Source organism: Nocardia pseudovaccinii NBRC 100343, assembly GCF_001613225.1.
GTDB classification, from domain to species: Bacteria; Actinomycetota; Actinomycetes; order Mycobacteriales; family Mycobacteriaceae; genus Nocardia; species Nocardia pseudovaccinii.
Genome location: NZ_BDBY01000118.1, coordinates 26,140 through 44,683, shown reverse-complemented (window position 1 = coordinate 44,683; position 18,544 = coordinate 26,140). Strand labels below are relative to the sequence as shown.

Below are 18,544 nucleotides of genomic sequence, written 5' to 3'. Positions count from 1 at the left end.
GCGATTCGATGAGGGGTGGCGGTCGGGCGACGGGTGGGTCTGATCTCGCCACCCGTCCCGAGGCTGCGACCACCCGCATTTCGCTCGCGGTATCCGGAATGACCTGTGCCGCCTGCGCGAACCGAGTGGAACGCAAGCTCAACAAGGTCGACGGCGTACTCGCTTCGGTGAACTACGCGACAGGCGTCGCCACCGTCGATGCGGCCGAGCACATTTCGGCCGATCAGCTCTGCGCCGAGGTAGTCGCGGCGGGTTATGGCGCGGAACCGAGAACCGATAGCACCGCACCCGTATCCTCCGCCCCCGAGGAGGCGGCGGTCCGGGATCTGTTCCGCCGCTTGGTCGTCGCGCTGCTGCTGTTCTTTCCCCTCGCCGATCTGTCGGTGATGTTCGCGATGGTCCCGGCCACCAGGATCACCGGCTGGCAGATCATCCTGACCGTGCTGGCGCTGCCCGTTGTGGTCTGGGCGGCCGCGCCATTTCATCGAAAAGCACTGGCGGGCGCGAGGAATTTCACCGCGAGCATGGACACGCTGGTATCGGTCGGCGTGACGACCGCGACGCTGTGGTCGCTGGACACCATGTTCCTGCACGCGGACCGGACCGACGTCCCGAAGGGCGTGTGGGACGCGTTCTGGTCCGGCGATTCGATCTACCTCGAAGCCGCCGCGGGCGTCACCACATTCGTACTCGCCGGACGGTATTTCGAGGCGAAGGCCAAGCGTTCGGCGGGCAGTGCGCTGCGGGCCCTCGCCGCGCTCGGCGCCCGCGAGGTCACGGTGCTGACCCGCGACAATCGCGAAATGCGGGTCCCCATCGGCGAACTCGTCGAGGGACAGCGGTTCGTGGTTCGCCCCGGTGCGACCATCGCCACCGACGGTCTCGTGGTCTCCGGCGAGTCGAGCGTGGATGCCAGTGCAATGACCGGCGAATCCATTCCGGTCGAGGTGACCGAGGGGATGGCGGTGATCGGCGGCACTACCGCACTCACCGGTCGGCTGGTCGTGGAGGCGGCCGCGGTGGGCGCGGATACAAAGCTCTCCGGCATGATCCGATTGGTCGAGCAGGCGCAGACCGGGAAGGCGCGCATGCAGCGCGTGGCCGACCGGGTCTCCTCGGTCTTCGTGCCGTTCGTCTTCGCCGTGGCGGCAAGCACTTTCGCAACCTGGTGGCTGCTCGGTTCCGGTGTGGACCGGGCCGCCTCGGCCGCCCTTGCGGTGCTCGTGATCGCGTGTCCGTGCGCGCTGGGGCTGGCGATTCCGACCGCGCTGATGGTGGCCTCCGGGCGCGGTGCGCAACTGGGCATCTTCATCAAGGGGCATCGGGCGCTCGAGGCCACTCGCGATGTGGACACCGTGGTGCTGGACAAGACCGGGACCGTCACCAACGGCGTGATGAGCGTCGTCGGGATGACAGTGACGGATTCGGTGACCGAGGACGAGGTGCTGCGACTGGCGGGGGCGGTCGAGGCAGCCTCCGAACATGCCGTTGCGGCAGCCGTCACCCGGCACGCCAGGGCCGTGCTCGATGAATTGCCGGAGGTCGAATCCTTCACAGCGCTACCGGGTCTGGGTGCACGCGGTCTGGTGGCGGGTCGTGAGGTGATGGTCGGCCGCCTGCGTCTGCTGAACGATCGCGGGATCGATGTGCCGCAGACACTGAGTCGTGCAGTGCGCCGAGAAGAACGCGCCGGACGCACCGCGGTGCTCGTGGTGATCGACGGTGCCGCCCGCGCGGTGATCGCGGTCGCCGATACCGTGAAGGACACAGCAGCCGATGCCGTCGCCCGGCTGCATACGCTCGGTCTGCGCGTCATGATGTTCACCGGTGACAATGCCTACGCCGCCCAGTCGGTCGCGGATGAGATCGGTATCGATGAGGTCGTCGCCGAACTGCTTCCGGAGGGCAAGGTCGAACTGATCGCCCGCATGCAGGAGCAGGGGCGGCGGATCGTGATGGTCGGCGACGGCATCAATGACGGCGCCGCGCTGGCCACCGCCGACCTCGGGATGGCCATCGGAGCGGGTACCGATGTCGCGATCGCGGCCGCCGATGTCATCCTGGTCCGCGACGATCTAGCGGCCGTTGCCGATGCGATCGGACTCGCGCACGCCACCCTGCGCACCATCAAGGGAAATCTGGTGTGGGCCTTCGGTTATAACGTGGTCGCCATCCCGGTGGCCGTACTCGGCCTGCTGAATCCGCTGATCGCCGGTGCGGCCATGGCGTTCTCGTCGTTCTTCGTGGTCTCGAACAGCCTGCGGCTGCGGCGGGTTCGGTTCGCGCGCTGAATCAGCGGCGCGACTGCGCCAACTTCTCCAACATGGCGTTGTAGGCGGCGAGTTCGGAGTCTCCGTACTCGTCGTCCTTGCGATCGGTGCGCACCGCGGTGCGGCGATCCTGGGCAACCCACTGGGTCAGCAGCGCACCGACCACGAGCAGGATCGGGATCTCACCGGAGACCCAGGCGATGCCGCCGCCGACCCGCTGATCGGCCATCAGGTCCATATGCCAAGGCAATTGGAGTTGTCCGTAGAAGCGCTCGCCGATGACGGTGTTCATCGACATCACCGCGACGCCGAAGAAGGCGTGAAAAGGCATGATGGCGAACAACATACCGAGCCGACCCAGATGCGGCAGTCGGCGCGGACCCGGGTCGATGCCGATGATGGCCCAGTAGAACAGATAGCCGATGATCAGGAAGTGCACGTTCATCAAGACGTGCCCCCAGTGGTATCGGATCAGGTTCTGGAACAGCGGCGTGAAGTACAGGCCGTAGAGCGAGAGCACGAAGGCCGTGATCGCGGTGCCGGGGTGGGCCAGCATCGCGGTCGGGCGGGAATGCAGAATCCACAGAACCCATTCGCGCACACCGGGAACCGCGTCCTTGGGGGCGGCGGGCACGGTGCGCAACAGCAGGGTCACCGGCGCACCGAGCACCAGCAGCACCGGTACGAACATATTGAGCGCCATATGCGTGATCATGTGCATGCTGAACATGGCGTAGCCGTAGGCACCGATGCCCGAGGATGTCGAAATCAGCAGGGCCGCACAGCCGCTCGTCCACGACAGCGTGCGCCATGGCGACCAGTTGTCGCCGCGTCGCCGCAGCCGCAGCACTCCGGTGGCGTATAGCACGATCCCGACGATGGCGGCGGTACCGAGGACGATATCGAAGCGCCACGTGGTCGTCAGCCGCCAGAGGTCCGCCTGCGCCGGCAGATCGAAACCGAGGAACACCTCCTGCGCGGTGAACGAGCGATCGGCGAAAGCCGGAGCCGGTTGGACGGCCATCGATACCAACGCGGCAGTCGCCACCACGGACAGCGCGCCGGTTCCTGAGATCACGGCGCTCGAAACATGTTCGGCGGTAATCCTTCTCAGCATGATCGCGATGGCGACCGCCGATACGACAACCACCAGGGCGAGCCGACCGTAGCCGGTGCCGAACAGCGCCGACCACGGCAGCAGGATGGCTCCGAGCACCAACCCGCTGAGCGTTGCCGCGCCTAGACACAGCGACCCGATGAGCACGTATCGCCGAACCGCGGCCGCTACCTGGAAACCGTTGCGCCGCACCTGCGCCGCCACACACCACGCCAGCCCCGGAAGCACCGAGACCGCCAGCTGGAAGATGATCATCGCGCCGGTGCCGAAGTCGTGATTCGGCCCCTCCCCCGCATTGCCGACCATTGCGGGCGGTAGTACCGCGATCAGCGCCAGCACGGTCGGCACCACCAGTACGGTCCACGCCAACGTCAGCCGCGTCACCAGCGCGACGACACCGGCCAGCACCGCCACCACGATCCAGGCCTTCGGCTTCTCGCTCGCATCGATCAGCGCGCCGATCGCACCCCGCTCCAGCGCGGCACTCATCGACAGCCCACCCGCATTCGCCGCACTCACCGGAATCAGGATCAGCGCCGAGACGAGCCACCCGAGACTCGCCTGCTCCGCCACCCGGACCCCGGCATACCCGTCCACATCGACCCGGCCGCGCGCGGTGACAACGGTGCAGCAGAGCGCGTAGATCAACGCGCCGAGGGTGAGCGCGCCCGACAGCGCGGCGACCAGCCGCAGCGCGACATAGAGCAGGACATCCAGGAATCCGGGATAGGCGATACCCGCCGACCGGTAGGGCATATCTCCGGCCGCGAGCACCGACAGCAGCACGAGCACCCCGGTGACGAGTGCCGCGATCAGCCAGACGAGGTGGTCGAGCGAGCGCTTGACCTGCACGTATTCCACCAATCCTCGGTACCGAATGGGCAATGGAGGTGCCAGCCCCCGCACACAGGTCGGCCGCTGCCCGATGTTGGTTCCCGAGCCGCGGGCGATGCGACGCAGCTCACATCGCGGATCCGGTAGGGGTCACAGCCGGACGGCGACGGGGTACATGGCACCGAAGGTGTCCGAGAGCGCACCGCAACCGGCGCATTGGAATCGCACGCCCATGGCGAAGAAGCCGTGGATGCGGAAATAGCAGGTGTCGCACATGAGGTCGACGCCGCTGCGCCGACAGCATGGGCGTTTGCGGATATGCCATTCGGCGCGATGTCGGCAGGGCACATCGTCGAAGCGGAAGGTGCAGCCGGGCAGTGCGTCCAGCGATTCGATGACCTCTTCGAAAAACGTTGGGGCCGTTGCGGTATCCATCGGCAATGCCCTCCCTGCGGCTCGATCCGAATGCGGTGACCAGGTGCGTCCCCACACTCCGGACAATCGTTAGCCAAGCATTAGCCGTTACTCGTGATATGCGGCACACCAACGTTCGCGGCGTTCACAGCGACACCGGATCTTGTGTGCGGGCGGAGCCGAGCGCAACCGGAATGCGCTGGTAGCCACGCAGATTCGCCAATCCACGGTGCGGCGCGTCACCCACGATCCGAAGATCGGGGAACCGCTCATACAAAGTCCGCAGTGCGATCGCGCCCTCCATCCGGGCCAGACTGGCGCCGAGGCAGGCGTGCACACCGCTGCTGAACGACAGGTGGTCCCTGGCATTCGGGCGGTCGATATCGAAGGTGTTCGGGTCCGCGAATACCGCCGGATCCCGATTGGCGGAGCCGAGCAGCAGCGAGACCATCTCCCCTTCGGCAATCCGCACACCGGTGATCTCGGTGTCGCACAGGGCCGTTCGACTGGTCATCTGCACCGGAGAGTCGAAGCGCAGCATCTCCTCGATCGCACCGGGCCAGCGTTCCGGGTCGGCACGCAGCAGTTCGAGCTGGTCCGGATGCTGGTGCAGCAGCATCGCACCATTGCCGATCAGATTGACGGTCGTCTCGAAACCGGCGCCCGCGACAAGGGTTGCGGTGGCCATGAGTTCGGGAGCGCTGAGCTGACCGCCGGTGGCGAGATCACTCAGAATGTTGTCACCCGGAGCACTGCGCAGCCGCTCGATATGCCCGACCAGGAAGTCCTGACTGCGCCGCAGTGCGGCCACCGCATTGCGGAACACCGGCCACGAAACCCCGATATCGAGCAGCGGTGCGCCCGCATGCCCGACCTCGAGCATGAAGTCACGTTTCTCGACGGGTACGCCCAGGATTTCGGTGATGATCGCGATCGGCAGCCGGACGGCGAAATCTCCGATCAGGTCCGCCCGATCACGTCCGGCCAGTCCGTCGAGCAGTTCGTCGGTCACCTCGACGATCCGGTCGTGCAGCCGGTCGACCGCACGCGGGGTGAAGGCCTGCGCGACGGTTTTGCGGTATCTGGTGTGCTCCGGCGGGTCGACCACCAGCATGGACGGCGGTTCGACCGGACTGGCCAGTTTCAGATCGCTGGCCCGCATCAGCGCGCGCATCGGTCGCGGCAGCTGCAGGCTCTCGGGCGGTGTCGCACCGAAATTCTTGTCGCGCAGGATATTCCGGCAGATCTCGTGATCGGCGCTGGCCCATGTGAACGGGGTGCGCACAATGCGCCCTTGCTCGCGGATCCGGTCACCGTAGGGATATGGATTCTCCCTCGCCCGCGGGTCCGAGAGCAGCACGCCCAGCGGATCACCGCGACGAGCCTGCAGCCGAAGAAACAGTCCCGGCGTGCCGTGCAGCATCGCCCATCGCATCAAGCTCTTCATTGCGCTCCAACGTCCCCGATTGACGTAATCCAAGCTACGGCGCGCGTGACCGGCGCACATCCCACCGTGGTCGCAGCCGGGCTCATACCGTGGCAGCAGACATGACGGCGGCAATGGGGCAAACCGCGCATGTCGGAGACCGAAAAGGCGCATAATCCGGACAAGGCTGCTCGGCGATCGGAAGGTGGCGACGGCCCGTGAGTACCACTACTCAACTCGAGGTAGTTCGGCCCTATCCGCAGCGGGTCGGGCCGAAGGGCTCCTATTTCTGGAAAATGATCACGACCACCGATCCGAAGGTGCTCGGGGTCATGTATCTGACCACCGCGATGACCTACTTCTTCATCGGTGGTCTCATCGCGCTGCTGATGCGCGGCGAGCTGGCCCGCCCAGGTATGCAGTTCCTGTCGACCGAGCAGTTCAACCAGCTGTTCACCATGCACGGCACGATCATGCTGCTGTTCTATGCGACGCCGATCCTGTTCGGCTTCGCCAACTGCGTGCTGCCGCTGCAGATCGGTGCGCCGGATGTGGCGTTCCCCCGGCTCAATGCCTTCAGTTACTGGCTGTATCTGTTCGGTGCGACCATCGCCACGGCGGGCTTCGTCACGCCCGGCGGCGCCGCCGACTTCGGCTGGACCGGTTACACCCCGCTGAGCACCATCGAGCACGCACCGACAGCGGGCGCGGATCTGTGGATCATGGGCTTGGCGGTCTCCGGTGTCGGCACCATCCTCGGCGGCGTCAATATGATCACCACGGTGATCTGCCTGCGTGCTCCCGGTATGACCATGTTCCGTATGCCGATATTCACCTGGAATATCCTGGTCACCAGCATCCTGATCCTGCTCGCCTTCCCGATTCTGACCGCAGCGCTGATGGCGCTGGCCTACGACCGCCACCTCGGTGGCCATATCTACGATCCGGCCACCGGCGGCATCCTGCTCTGGCAACACCTGTTCTGGTTCTTCGGCCATCCCGAGGTGTATATCGTCGCGCTGCCATTCTTCGGGATCGTCACCGAGATCTTCCCGGTCTTCAGCCGCAAGCCGCTATTCGGTTACACCACACTGGTTTACGCGACGCTGTCCATCGGCGCGCTGTCGATCGCGGTGTGGGCACACCACATGTACGCCACCGGCGCCGTGCTGCTGCCGTACTTCTCCTTCATGACCTTCCTGATCGCCGTCCCGACCGGTGTGAAGTTCTTCAACTGGATCGGCACCATGTGGCGCGGCCAGCTGACCTTCGAGACGCCGATGCTGTTCTCGGTCGGCTTCCTGGTGACGTTCCTGTTCGGTGGTCTGTCCGGTGTCATCCTGGCCTCGCCGCCGCTGGACTTCCACGTGACCGACTCGTACTTCGTCGTCGCGCACTTCCATTACGTGCTCTTCGGCACCATCGTGTTCGCGACGTTCGCGGGCATCTATTTCTGGTTCCCGAAGATCACCGGCCGACTGCTCGACGAACGCCTCGGCAAGTGGCACTTCTGGACCACACTCGTCGGCTTCCACCTGACCTTCCTGGTGCAGCACTGGCTGGGCGCCGAGGGTATGCCGCGCCGCTACGCCGACTACCTGCCCGGCGACGGATTCACCGCGCTCAATACGGTTTCCAGCATCGGCGCCTTCGTCCTCGGTGCGTCGATGCTGCCGTTCATCTGGAACGTCTTCAAGAGCTACCGCTACGGCGAAGTGGTCACCGTCGATGATCCGTGGGGTTACGGCAACTCGCTGGAGTGGGCCACCACCTGCCCGCCGCCGCGGCACAACTTCTACGAACTGCCCCGAATCCGTTCCGAGCGACCCGCATTCGAGCTGCACTACCCGCACATGGTCGACCGCATGCGCAGCGAATTGCACGTCGGCTGGGGCTCGGGCGCCAAACACGCCGCAGCGGTCGCGGAACAGGACAGGGCGCAGGCTCCCGCGTCCGAGTCCTGACGCTGGCTATCGCGCCACGGCGGGTAGCGCGTCACGTGCCGAACGTCGCAGCTGAACGGCTGCGGCTGCGAATAATACGAGTGTGAGCCAGATGTATCCGTTGTGGACGAATGTCGCGAGATGGCTGCCTGCGGGATAGTCGTAAATGCTGCTCATCGTCGGGTCGAAGAAGGCGATGACACCACCCGATGCGACCACCCCTGCGACCAGTAGACCGATCGACGCGACCACACCGCGTCTGCGCAAGGCCAGATCAGCCAGATAGACCAGCAGCGGTGCCAGCCAGACCCAGTGATGGACCCAGCTGTACGGGGACACCGCGGTGGTGGTGAGTCCGACCAGTACCACCGCGGGCAGTTCATATCCGGTCAGCGACAACCGGCGTGCCAGGTACAGGCAGGCCGCCGCGATGGCGAAAGCGCCTGCCAGCCAGAGCAATTGGTGCACACCCTGGACGCCGACGGTCCGCGCGAGCAGGCCGCGCAGCGATTCGTTGCGTGGATTCTCCGGTACGCCGACGCGCTTGGGGTCGGCGAATGCGCCGCTCCAGAAGGTCAGCGAATCCTTGGGCATGGCCGCGAGACCGATCAGAACGGTCGCCACGAACGCACCGATGGCCGTCCCAGCGGCCCGATACCTGCGGGTGACCAGCAGATAGACCACGAAGAAGGCTGGGGTGAGTTTGATGCCCGCCGCAATCCCGGTCAGCACGCCCTTCCAGCGCGAGGTATCCGGCAGTGCCATATCGGCGAGGACCAGCAACAGCAGGAAGATATTGATCTGACCGAAGGCCATGGTCTCGCGCACCGGCTCGCACCACATCAGCAGTCCGGCGATCGGCACGCCCAGCAGCACCAGCCGCAGGTCGCGCCGATAGCCGAGCATCGACAGTGCCGCCCACACCGACGCCGTCAGCATGGCGAAGTTGCCGAACGCACCGACATAGGTGAAGACGTCACCGTGCAGATTCACCAGCGGCACGAACAGCAGCGCGGCGAACGGTGTGTAGACGAACTCCCAGACGCCGCGGGTGTGGCCGAGCAGCGGCATGTCGTAGATGGAGGCGCCGTCGACCACCCGGTGCCCGGCGATCTGATAGACGCCCAGATCCATCAGATGCATCATCACCTGCATCGTTTCGCGCACCTGGTGGATGTAGTACGCACCGGCGACCGTCCCGAGGACCGAGATCACCCAGAACGCGGTCGTGGGGATGGTGCGGCGTTCGGGCTCGGTCGGCGCCGCGGTCGGCGCCGCCGCATTCTCGATCGTCGATACAGGCACGCTCATCTCCAGCGATCGGGGTCCGGACTCGCCGCCCCACGGTAGTGGCACTCCTCGTGCGGCGCACACCGCTCGGCAAGACCGGTACTGTCCTCGGATGACTGCTGGCGGCTCATCGCGGATGTACGACGGACGGCCCGTCGCCTACCGCCGTGCGCAGCGGCGAGAGCAGTTTCTGGCCGCCGGGGTGGCGGTATTCGGGGAAAGCGGCTACCAGAACAGTTCGGTTACCGCACTGTGCCGGGCAGCCGGATTGGCGCGCAGCCAGTTCTATGAGCTTTTCGAGAACCGCGAGGATCTGTTGATCGCGGTGTACGACCGGATCCAGACCGAGGCCAGGCAGGCGGTCACCGCCGCGACGGCGGCGGCCTCGGGTGATGCGGTCGGTCTGGCGCAGGCGGCGGTGCGGGCCTATGCGGAGTCGATCGGGCGTGACCCGCGGGTGGCCCGGATCGCGCATGTGGAGGTCGTCGGGGTCGGTGAGCGGGTCGAGCAGCGCAGGATGGAGCAGCGGGCGCTGTGGACGGCATTCTTCGAGGACCAGATGCGGCGAGCGCTCGGACCCGAATTCGTGCCACCCGGCGGGTTCCACACCGCCGTGACCGGATACGTCGGCGCACTGCTCGCGCTGGTACACCAGTGGAGCACCGGTGACGAGCAGACCGACCTCGCCGGGATCACCGAGGTACTGACCCGATTCCTGATCAGCCTGATGACACCGTGATTCAGCGCCTCGGCCGGATATTCTCGCGCACTGCCGCGATATCCGGATAGCCGTTGACCGCCATGAGCAGATCGGCCTCCGCCAGAATCATCCGCAGCACGTGTACCAGACCCGAAACCCCGCCCAGCGCAAGGCCGTACACGTACGGGCGGCCGATGCCGACCATCGTCGCACCCAGGCCGAGCGCCTTGATCACATCGCTGCCCGAGCGCACACCGGAATCGAACAGCACCGGCACGCGGTCGGCGACGGCTTCGACCACCCCGGGCAGTGTCTCCAGCGAGCTGAGACCGCCATTGGCTTGGCGCCCACCGTGGTTCGAGCAGAAGATGCCGTCGACGCCCGCATCGATCGCGCGGCGCGCGTCTTCGGGATGGGAGATGCCCTTGAGGACGATCGGCAGTTCGGTCAGCGATCGAAGCCACTCGAGATCGCCCCAGGTGAGCGAATTTCCGAAGGTCTGCACCCAGTGCAGCACGATGGACTGCGGATCGTCCGAGCCGACCATCTTCTGGAAGACCGGATCGGAGGTGTAGTTCTTCAGCACATGGCCGCGCAGCTGCGGGAAGTTCCCGATCGACAGATCACGCGGCCGCCAGCCCGGAACCCAGCTGTCCAAGGTGACCGTGATGCCGCGATATCCGGCGGCCTCGGCCCGGCTCACCAGACTCGCGGCCAAGTCGCGATTCTTCGGCGTGTACAGCTGGAAGAAGCTCGGCGTCGCACCGGCGTGGCCGATGACGTCCTCCAGCGGATCCTCCATGAGCGTCGAGAAGACCGCGGGCACACCGGATTTCGCCGCTGCCTCGGCGACCGCGATATCACCGTGCTTATCGCCGACCAAGCCGATCACGCCGACCGGGGACATGAAGATCGGGCTGGAAAAGGTGATTCCCCAAGCCTGCACCGACAGATCGCGCTCCGTCGCACCGGCGAGCATCCGCGGCACCACACCCCAGTCCTCGAAGGCCTCGACGTTGCGCCGCTGAGTCAGCTCGTCACCGGCTCCGCCCGCGATATAGGAGTACAGCGTCGCGGGCAGTGCGGCCGATGCCTTCGCCTCGAGCGTCGCGAAGTCCATCGGGAACTCCGGGGCATGCCCGCCGAGAGCGGCGAAGTAGATCTCGTTCTGATAGTCCGCGAACGCCACTGTTCTGCCCTTCGGTAGGGGTCGGTCGGAGGGGTAGCCTCCGCTTGCCGGAATATTAGACGCTAATGTCCATGATCAACCGCGAAACATTCGACCACGGCACAGCGAAGGGGCCTGTGCGACGTGTGTCACAGTGCCGGGGTGTTCGAACCGCATGACCTGCGCATCGAGGTCCGATGGCCGTACCTGCTGTAGCGCGAGTAACCGCTGGAGCGACGGGTAATCCGGACGCAGCTGACAGATTGTGAGAACCGCGCCGTGAATCTCGACTACCTCGACAGACCTGGTGACCACGACCTTCTGGTGGCCGGTCAGATCAAGAGCTTGCCACTCCGCCGCCTGGTACAGCTGGCGCTCGGACTATCCACCGAGTCCATGGACCTGCTCACGGCGCTCACCGACCGATTACGAACCGCGGAGGGCGCACTGGCCGACCCGGCGACCAGCGGCGAGTTCTAGACCGGTACCGCTCGATAACCGAATGCGGCCCGGCCGTGGCGACCACCCGGCGCAGCTGAAAGCCGCCCCGGGCGAGCAGGTCGCCGTATTCGGCCGGTGGTGCGTTCCCGGCCCTTTTCGATCGCGCCGCGCTCGGTCACTGCGGCGCGATCGAAGGTTTGCGCGGTGGCCGCCGTTGGCCGAATCCAAGTCGTACGGCTATCGCGCTGGCTGCACGGTCGAGCTGAGCCGGCGTCGCAGGCTCGGTGATCGACGGGAGCTCGACCTCCACCGCTAGGGCGTCGACGCTTCATCGCCGCGTATCGAGGTTACCCAGCCTGTGGGCGTAGCTCGAATGCGCTTTGACAGCAAGCAATTTGGCGGTGCACCTAAAGAGGGATCATCCTTTCGATGAAGGGTTGTGTCGATGGCGAGATGGGTTCGGAGCGGTGTCGTCGCATCATGCCGACGTCGCTCGAGCCACTGCTCGAGCCGGTCGAGGCTGCCACTGCAAACAGTCATGCCCTGCTCGCTCAGCAGATTCCAGCCGTAAGGCGGGTTGGGTTCACGTCGCACGTGCCAGCCGGGACCGGCGGTGGCCTCAAGTGTAGCCACCCAGTCCTGGATCGCGTCGAGTGCCGGAGATCCAGGTGGTTGTGTGTGTGGTTGCGGTGTGCGGTCTGCGATCACGGCGATGTCCGGTATGGGCGTGAATGTGACTGGAGGCCAAACTCGACGAAGCTGCCGAGCTGATCGCCCGCGGGGACTCCGATCGACCCGATGCCCAGTACTTCTACTCCGACTCGCTGATCGAGATGCAGCGCGGTTTGGCCTACCGTTTGGCCCGGCGGTGGGATAAGGCGGTGGTGTCGCTGGAGCGCGGCTTGACTGGCTTCGATCCCGATTTGCTCACATCCGAGTAGGCAACCTGGTATGTCGCCGAATTGGCTTGTGCGCTGGCCGGTATCGGAGAACCTGAAGCGGCCGGCCGACGCGCGTCGGATGCGTTGCGAGTCGGAGTTGCTACTCCCGGCTCCCGACTGAGTGGATTCATCCGAGTCCTCCACCGCGAAATGGCGGCCAAGTGGCCGAAAAATGCTGCCGTCAATGCATTAGGCGAGGAAATGCGGTAGCGACGAAGAACCCGGGATAGCCTTCACTCTCCAGTAACCCATATGAGCAGACGGCGTGATTATTACCGAGACCCGAACGCACCCAAGGCCAACAGTCTGGTTCCGGGAGGATCGGCGCTGGTTGTCGATGACCGTGGCGCGATCCTGATGCAGCGCCGCAGCGACTCCGGTAATTGGTCGCTGCCCGGGGGCGTTATGGAGATCGCTTTTCGGCCGCCCAGATACCAGAGCAACACGACACCTCGAGCGGCGCACCACGCAGGTAATTTCCCGCCAGCCCGACGCCTGGCGTCGCGGCGACTTCGGACCTCGGAGCCGCACTGGCTATCGCTTCCAAACATCTCGCCGACGCGAAATCCAAAGGCGCGACGGTCGTTACCGGCGGCAAGGGTACGGCCGGATCTCGGTCCCATCTTCTTCGAGCCTACGGTGCTGACCGGTGTGACCCCCGAAATGGATTGCGCCCGTGAAGAAACCTTCGGACCACTGGTCGCTCTCTATCCGGTCACCGATGTGGACGAGGCCGTCCGGCTCGCCAAGACGGTCGCCACCGGATTTGCTGGTCGATCTCGACGCACCGCCGCGCAGGCCCACCGAACGGTGGCAAATGTTGCAGGTGCCCATGGCGGAATTCGCGCGCGAACTTCCGGGCAGATGAGCACTAGCATCGTGAGCTGTGATCACTGTGGCCAGTTGGAATGTCCTGCACCGCGTGCACGACGAGAATTGGGGCTCCGATATCGCGACCCGCTGGCCCGATGAGGCGGCGCGCATTGCCGCGGTGACCGCCTGGATCGCCGAACGACCTGAACAGGTCATCGCGCTACAGGAGGTCAGCGGCGATCAACTGGCGAGTCTGCGATCAGCCCTGTCCGACAAGGACATTCATGCCTTGCGTTATCCGCGCGTCCCGCGACCACGCAACGGAACCACCCCGCTGCAAGATCCCACCGAACATCTCGTCCTGGTCCTCGACGAACCGGGCCGAGAAATCGCGGCCGAATCCTTCGAAAACGATCCCGGCAATGGCGCACTGGCGGTCGAAACGGCGGGCGTGGTCATCGTGACACCCACGTGACCGGTGATCTGCGTCGCGCCCGCCAGCTGGCCCGTTTGGCCGAACTCGCCGCACCAGACCGCACTACAGTGCTTCTCGGCGACTTCAATATCGACCGCACCGCCGTGGCAACCGCACTCGGCCCCGACTTCACCATCGCCGAACTGCCACCCGCCTCCGCGCCGACCCGTCCGCGCACCTCAGGCACCAAATCACAGTTCATCGACCATGTGATCGTGCGCGGCACGCGCGTTCAGGACGCGTCGGTAGTGGCGGTCGACGGCCTCTCAGACCACAATTTCGTCCGCGCCACCATCACCGGATAGCGAACTGCCGCCCCACAGCCAGCGCCAGCGCGGCAACTCCGCGATCACCGTCAGCACTGCCAGCACACCGACGAGGACGGCAAGCCACACCGGCCAGGCCACCCAGGCGGCAATGACCGCCGCAACCAGCTGCAACACCACAAGCGCGATGGTGCCCCACCCCGGTACGGCGACGAGCACCTGCTTCTTATCACCCGGTGTGGCGAACACGGCGGGCAGCCCGATCAGTACAACCACCGAAAGCACGGCCAGCACAACCGAATACCCGGCCAGCGCCCATGGCGTCGCGACCCAGGCAATGAGCTCGGTCGCAAAACGCAGTACCGACGCAATCCGGCCCTGACCTGTGAGATTCGGCGATTCAGACACGGGTGCCAGCGTGCCATGCGATGAGTCCCGCTGCTCGGCGAAGCCCCGGGCCGAAGGGGATGGTCCGGGGCTTCACTGGAGATTATCGCGCGAACGGGTCGCCAGGTTAACCACGCGCAACGGTGTCGGGATAGTCGGGCCAGCAAGCTTGGTGCGAGTGCGTTGGCCCTGCTAGTGGTTGCGCGGAGGGACGAGGCCGTGCTTGTGGGCGTAGACGACGGCGTGAATGCGGTCGCGCACACCTAGTTTCGCGAGTACCCGGGATACGTGGGTTTTGATCGTCTCTTCGCCGACGCCGAGTGTCGCGGCGATCTCGGCATTGCTGCGCGCATCGGCCAAGAGCAGCAACACTTCTCGCTCGCGCGCGGTGAGTTGTTCCACCTCGGGCGGGGTGTCGGGCGGGGCGAGCGTGCCCGCGAACCGGGATATCAACCGTCGGGTCATCGACGGATCGATCAGGGCGTCACCGCGAGCCGCGATCCGGATGGCGGCCACCAATTCCTCCGGCGGCAGGCTCTTCAAGAGGAATCCGCTGGCTCCCGCCTGCAGCGCCCGGTACAGGTTGGCATCGCTGTCGTAGGTGGTGAGTACGAGGACGCGGGTGCCGCCCGCCGCGACGATCGCCGCGGTGGCCGCGAGTCCGTCCAGCTTCGGCATGCGCACATCCAGAATCGCGACATCCGGGCGCAGCCGCGCGGTTTCGGTGACGGCGCCGCGGCCGTCGCCGACCTCGGCGACGCATTCGAGATCGGTCTGACTGTCGACGACCGCGCGCAGTCCGGAGCGGAACATGCTGTGGTCGTCGGCTATCAATACCCGGACCGGTGCGTTCACGAACCTCCGATCGGCAGGGAAACCCTGGTGTGCCAATGGTTTTGCGTCTGGTCCGGACCGAATCGCAGTTCGCCGCCGAATAATTCGGCACGTTGGCGAATACCGCTCAGTCCACGGTGCTCCGCGGTATCGCCCACCGCGGCGGTGTCGGCGAGCGGATTGATCGACTCCAGCACCACCCGGTTCGGCTGATAGTCCACGATCAGCCGTGCGTGCGCGCCGTCGCCGTGGCGCAACGCATTGGTCAGCATCTCCTGCACGATGCGATACAGCGTCAGGTTCAGCGAATCCGGCAGCTCGACGACCGCACCGCGCACGGTGAATTCCACGGCCAGACCGGCCGCGCGTACCCGCTCCAGCAGATCCTCGATATCGGCGAGTCCGGGCTGCCGCTGGCCGTCCTCCTCGCGTCCGTGTAGCAGATCGAGCTGGCGGCGCAGGTCGACCATGGCCGCGCGGCTACTCGATTCCACCGCGGTCAGCGATCGAGCTGCGGCGGCATTCCCGGTGTCGGCCATGGCGATTCGGGCCGCACCGGCGTGGATGCCGATGGCGCTGACGTGATGGGAGATCACATCGTGCAGATCCCTGGCAATGGCGGCGCGTTCCTCGGCGACGGCACGGGCGAGTGCGGTCCGCTGCTCCTGTTCGCGCAATTTGGCCTGCTGCTCCAGATCCGCGATATACGCGCCGCGCGCTGCCGTATACCGGCCGACCAGCCACGGCACCACCCCGGCCGATACCGTAGAGGCCAGCAGCAGCCGCCAATCGTGCGAGGTATTGCTGCTGATCAGCAGATGCGCGCTCGCGAAGCCAGCGGACATCGCGGTGACGGTCAGCACGGACTTCGGACCGACCATCCAGGCGCCCGCCCGATATCCCGCCACCAGGAATCCGACATCGGCGAAACGTGCGGCGAAGCCGTGCCGGTGCAGCATCAGGGCCTCGGCCAGTCGCAGCGCCACCTGGATCACGGCAACGGCACCGGCGGTGCGCGGCGGCGCGGCCAGTGCGAGATCGGCCACGACGATGGCGATAAGCACCGCGGTGGCCTGCCATGGGGCCACCGCGAAGATCCCGTTCAACGTCAACATCGCGGCATCGACCGCAGCCGCCGCCCCAGCGACGACCAGCGATTGGCGGGCGAGCGATCTGCTCACATCCAACAGTTCGCACCACCTTCGCGCAGTCCGGGTCGAGACGTCCGCGGGCGATCCTACCCAGCGTTCGCCCGTATTCCTCGGACCGAACTCTGCCCGGGCGCCAGCCGCGGCGCATCCCCCGCCCGGGGGATCGCTAATCCCTCGGCAGCGCGATGTTTGCCCAGGCCAGCGCCCGTAACGTGGCGTTGAAGCAGCAGAGCGGAGGAGCCATCGTGATCGGTGCGCAGTTATTTATCTACGCCTTACCGGCGTTCGCCGTATTCATGTTCGTGGAGTGGATCGACTATCGCCGCGATCCGGATCGTCCCGCTAACGGTCATTCCGGACGGGATATGGCCTCCAACGTCGCGACCTATCTGCTCGGCCGATTCCTGAAGCCGGTGCTGCAGTATCTGATTCCGTTCTCGGCGGTGGTGGTCGCGGCCGCGATCACTCCGCTGCACCTGTCGCCGACCACATGGTGGGTGTGGGTGCTCGGACTGGTGGTCACCGACTTCTGCTACTACTGGGCGCACCGCGCCGACCATCGGGTGCGGCTGCTGTGGACCGCGCACAGCGTCCACCACTCCAGTCAGTACTTCAATCTGTCCACCGCCATCCGCCTGCCGTGGGTGCATCCGGCGGCCACCATCGTGCGCGGATTCGCCTGGGTGCCTGCGGCTTTGATCGGCCTGCCCGCGTGGATGATCTTCCTGCTGCAGACCATCGGGCTGCTCTATCAGTTCCCGATCCACACCCAGCGCATCCGGACCCTGCCGCGCCCGATCGAGTTCCTGTTCAACACCCCGGCGCACCACCGCATCCACCACGGTTCGAATCAGCCGTATATCGATAAGAACTACGGTGGTGTCTTCATCATCTGGGACCGGCTCTTCGGCAGCTTCGCCGCGGAGAGCGAACCCATCCGCTACGGCCTCACCAAGAACATCGGCACCGATAACCCGCTGAAGGTCAACTACCACGAGCTCGGTGCGCTGATCAGTGATGTGCGCCATGCGAATACGTGGCGTGGGCGGCTCGGTTACATCTTCGGGCCGCCCGGTTGGTCCGAAGCGGCGCAGGCCGAGGAGGTCCTGCCCGAACCAGCGCGCGAGGGATCGATCGCCGCATAGCTTCGTCATGATGGCCGCGGCGGCTCACCGTCGTCGCGGACCACCTCTAGACCGAGTGAATGAATATGCGGATAGCGGTGATTCGACGACTGTCCGGGGCGAATTCGACGAAGGCGACACCTTGGGCCGATTCGAGCCGGACGCTGGCACTGACCGTGCGTCCGGCGGCGATCAGCTTGTCCCACTGCATATTCCGAGCCCGATTGGTGAACTCCTCCAGCGAAATCCTGGTTCCGGCCGGAAGTTCGATAATCGTGCGCTCGCTGAGCAGGCGGCGAACCCGCGAGATATCCGTGGCCGCGGCGGCCGCGAACACCTGGGCCGCAGCGCGTTTGCCCGATCGGCCGATACCGCGCAGCGCCTGCATCATGCCGAGCATGCCGTCGAAGCCCTGATTCGCGATCAGCTGCGGACCCAATTTCAGCGCCGCGCCGAGTCCGGGCAGTCCGGTGCGCAGTAACTGCACGATCATCGCGGCCAACTCCCAATGAGCGGCCAGCCGGGTGATCTTCCAGACGCCGTCGTCCTCGACGAGGTCGTAGCGCAGGTGCATGGGCACCGCCACGGTGGCGCCGGTCGACATGGTGGTGCGGATCAGCAAGTCACGCACCACGGTGGACAGGCCGACGAAGTCGTGGTCGACCCGGAAGGCGATGGTGTTGGGTCCGATGAAGGTGTCGTAGAACCGTTCGATCGCCGCGCGGCCGATATGCGGGCGGGAACCGACCGGATCAGTGACGGTGGCATCGGTGGTGAACAGGTCGACCCAGGCCACCTTGTCGTGTGCCGCCACCGCACGCGGTGACGCCTGAACGGCCGCGATCAGGTCTTCGGCTCTGGAATCCAGCGGCATGGCAATTCCTCCTAGCTACTGCGTCACATGGTAGAACATGTTCTAATTTCGGCGCCGGGGGTTCGGTGAGAAGTGC

The 18,544-nt window shown here is 65.6% G+C and carries 16 protein-coding genes; 7 read left to right on the top strand and 9 right to left on the bottom strand.

All coding sequences use genetic code 11. From position 1 onward, the window contains the following. Nucleotides 1–8 precede the first annotated feature (8 nt). The gene (locus tag NP3_RS13860; RefSeq protein ID WP_063041375.1) at nucleotides 9–2,291 is read left to right on the top strand and encodes a heavy metal translocating P-type ATPase; all 2,283 of its coding nucleotides are present in this window, start codon (nucleotides 9–11) and stop codon (nucleotides 2,289–2,291) included. 1 nt (nucleotide 2,292) lies between these two features. Here NP3_RS13860 and NP3_RS13855 read toward each other — a convergent pair whose 3' ends face one another. From NP3_RS13855 to NP3_RS13845, 3 genes are all read right to left on the bottom strand, one after another. Continuing rightward, nucleotides 2,293–4,248 carry a cytochrome c oxidase assembly protein gene (locus NP3_RS13855; protein ID WP_063041335.1) on the bottom strand — a complete coding sequence of 652 codons (1,956 nt, stop codon included), beginning with the start codon at nucleotides 4,246–4,248 and terminating at the stop codon, nucleotides 2,293–2,295. 123 nt (nucleotides 4,249–4,371) lie between these two features. After that, the gene (locus tag NP3_RS13850) at nucleotides 4,372–4,656 is read right to left on the bottom strand and encodes a hypothetical protein (protein ID WP_063041333.1); all 285 of its coding nucleotides are present in this window, start codon (nucleotides 4,654–4,656) and stop codon (nucleotides 4,372–4,374) included. 124 nt (nucleotides 4,657–4,780) lie between these two features. After that, nucleotides 4,781–6,082 (bottom strand): cytochrome P450, encoded by a 1,302-nt coding sequence (locus NP3_RS13845; protein ID WP_063041331.1) that lies wholly within the window; start codon nucleotides 6,080–6,082, stop codon nucleotides 4,781–4,783. 197 nt (nucleotides 6,083–6,279) lie between these two features. Here NP3_RS13845 and ctaD point away from each other — a divergent pair, with 197 nt between their 5' ends. After that, nucleotides 6,280–8,025, top strand: a complete 1,746-nt coding sequence (gene ctaD / locus NP3_RS13840; RefSeq protein ID WP_084508562.1) for an aa3-type cytochrome oxidase subunit I — start codon at nucleotides 6,280–6,282, stop codon at nucleotides 8,023–8,025. A gap of 6 nt (nucleotides 8,026–8,031) precedes the next feature. On the opposite strand, the gene NP3_RS13835 is transcribed toward ctaD, so the two are convergent. Next, nucleotides 8,032–9,315 carry a glycosyltransferase 87 family protein gene (locus NP3_RS13835; RefSeq protein WP_063041327.1) on the bottom strand — a complete coding sequence of 428 codons (1,284 nt, stop codon included), beginning with the start codon at nucleotides 9,313–9,315 and terminating at the stop codon, nucleotides 8,032–8,034. Between the two features lie 91 nt (nucleotides 9,316–9,406). Between NP3_RS13835 and NP3_RS13830 the strand changes: the two genes are divergently transcribed. Beyond that, the gene (locus NP3_RS13830) at nucleotides 9,407–10,033 is read left to right on the top strand and encodes a TetR/AcrR family transcriptional regulator (RefSeq protein WP_063041325.1); all 627 of its coding nucleotides are present in this window, start codon (nucleotides 9,407–9,409) and stop codon (nucleotides 10,031–10,033) included. A 1-nt stretch (nucleotide 10,034) separates the two neighbouring features. Here the strand turns inward: NP3_RS13830 and NP3_RS13825 are convergent, their stop codons facing one another. Continuing rightward, nucleotides 10,035–11,183 carry an alpha-hydroxy-acid oxidizing protein gene (locus NP3_RS13825; protein WP_063041323.1) on the bottom strand — a complete coding sequence of 383 codons (1,149 nt, stop codon included), beginning with the start codon at nucleotides 11,181–11,183 and terminating at the stop codon, nucleotides 10,035–10,037. A gap of 258 nt (nucleotides 11,184–11,441) precedes the next feature. On the opposite strand from NP3_RS13825, the gene NP3_RS13820 reads away from it, so the two are divergent. The 3 genes from NP3_RS13820 to NP3_RS51475 all read left to right on the top strand — a co-directional run bounded on the left by NP3_RS13820 (nucleotide 11,442) and on the right by NP3_RS51475 (nucleotide 14,137). Then, nucleotides 11,442–11,642, top strand: a complete 201-nt coding sequence (locus tag NP3_RS13820) for a hypothetical protein (RefSeq protein WP_063041321.1) — start codon at nucleotides 11,442–11,444, stop codon at nucleotides 11,640–11,642. Between the two features lie 1,154 nt (nucleotides 11,643–12,796). Next, nucleotides 12,797–13,516 (top strand): aldehyde dehydrogenase family protein, encoded by a 720-nt coding sequence (locus tag NP3_RS51480; RefSeq protein ID WP_373864750.1) that lies wholly within the window; start codon nucleotides 12,797–12,799, stop codon nucleotides 13,514–13,516. A gap of 99 nt (nucleotides 13,517–13,615) precedes the next feature. After that, complete coding sequence (locus NP3_RS51475) at nucleotides 13,616–14,137, top strand: endonuclease/exonuclease/phosphatase family protein (RefSeq protein WP_373864752.1); 522 nt, start codon at nucleotides 13,616–13,618, stop codon at nucleotides 14,135–14,137. On the opposite strand, the gene NP3_RS13810 is transcribed toward NP3_RS51475, so the two are convergent. From NP3_RS13810 to NP3_RS13800, 3 genes are all read right to left on the bottom strand, one after another. Beyond that, nucleotides 14,099–14,506 (bottom strand): hypothetical protein, encoded by a 408-nt coding sequence (locus NP3_RS13810; RefSeq protein ID WP_245720921.1) that lies wholly within the window; start codon nucleotides 14,504–14,506, stop codon nucleotides 14,099–14,101. The two genes, NP3_RS51475 and NP3_RS13810, sit on opposite strands and share 39 nt — an antisense overlap. Nucleotides 14,507–14,677: 171 nt before the next feature. Continuing rightward, complete coding sequence (locus NP3_RS13805; protein ID WP_084508561.1) at nucleotides 14,678–15,340, bottom strand: response regulator; 663 nt, start codon at nucleotides 15,338–15,340, stop codon at nucleotides 14,678–14,680. Next, a complete protein-coding gene (locus NP3_RS13800) occupies nucleotides 15,337–16,500 on the bottom strand; it encodes a sensor histidine kinase (RefSeq protein WP_245720920.1) in 1,164 nt (387 codons plus the stop codon). Before NP3_RS13800 ends, NP3_RS13805 begins: the two co-directional genes overlap by 4 nt. 215 nt (nucleotides 16,501–16,715) lie before the next feature. Here NP3_RS13800 and NP3_RS13795 point away from each other — a divergent pair, with 215 nt between their 5' ends. After that, the gene (locus tag NP3_RS13795) at nucleotides 16,716–17,615 is read left to right on the top strand and encodes a sterol desaturase family protein (RefSeq protein WP_063041371.1); all 900 of its coding nucleotides are present in this window, start codon (nucleotides 16,716–16,718) and stop codon (nucleotides 17,613–17,615) included. A 46-nt stretch (nucleotides 17,616–17,661) separates the two neighbouring features. Here NP3_RS13795 and NP3_RS13790 read toward each other — a convergent pair whose 3' ends face one another. Beyond that, nucleotides 17,662–18,468, bottom strand: coding sequence for a nuclear transport factor 2 family protein (locus NP3_RS13790; protein WP_063041315.1), 807 nt, complete (start codon nucleotides 18,466–18,468; stop codon nucleotides 17,662–17,664). Between the last annotated feature and the right edge of the window lie 76 nt (nucleotides 18,469–18,544).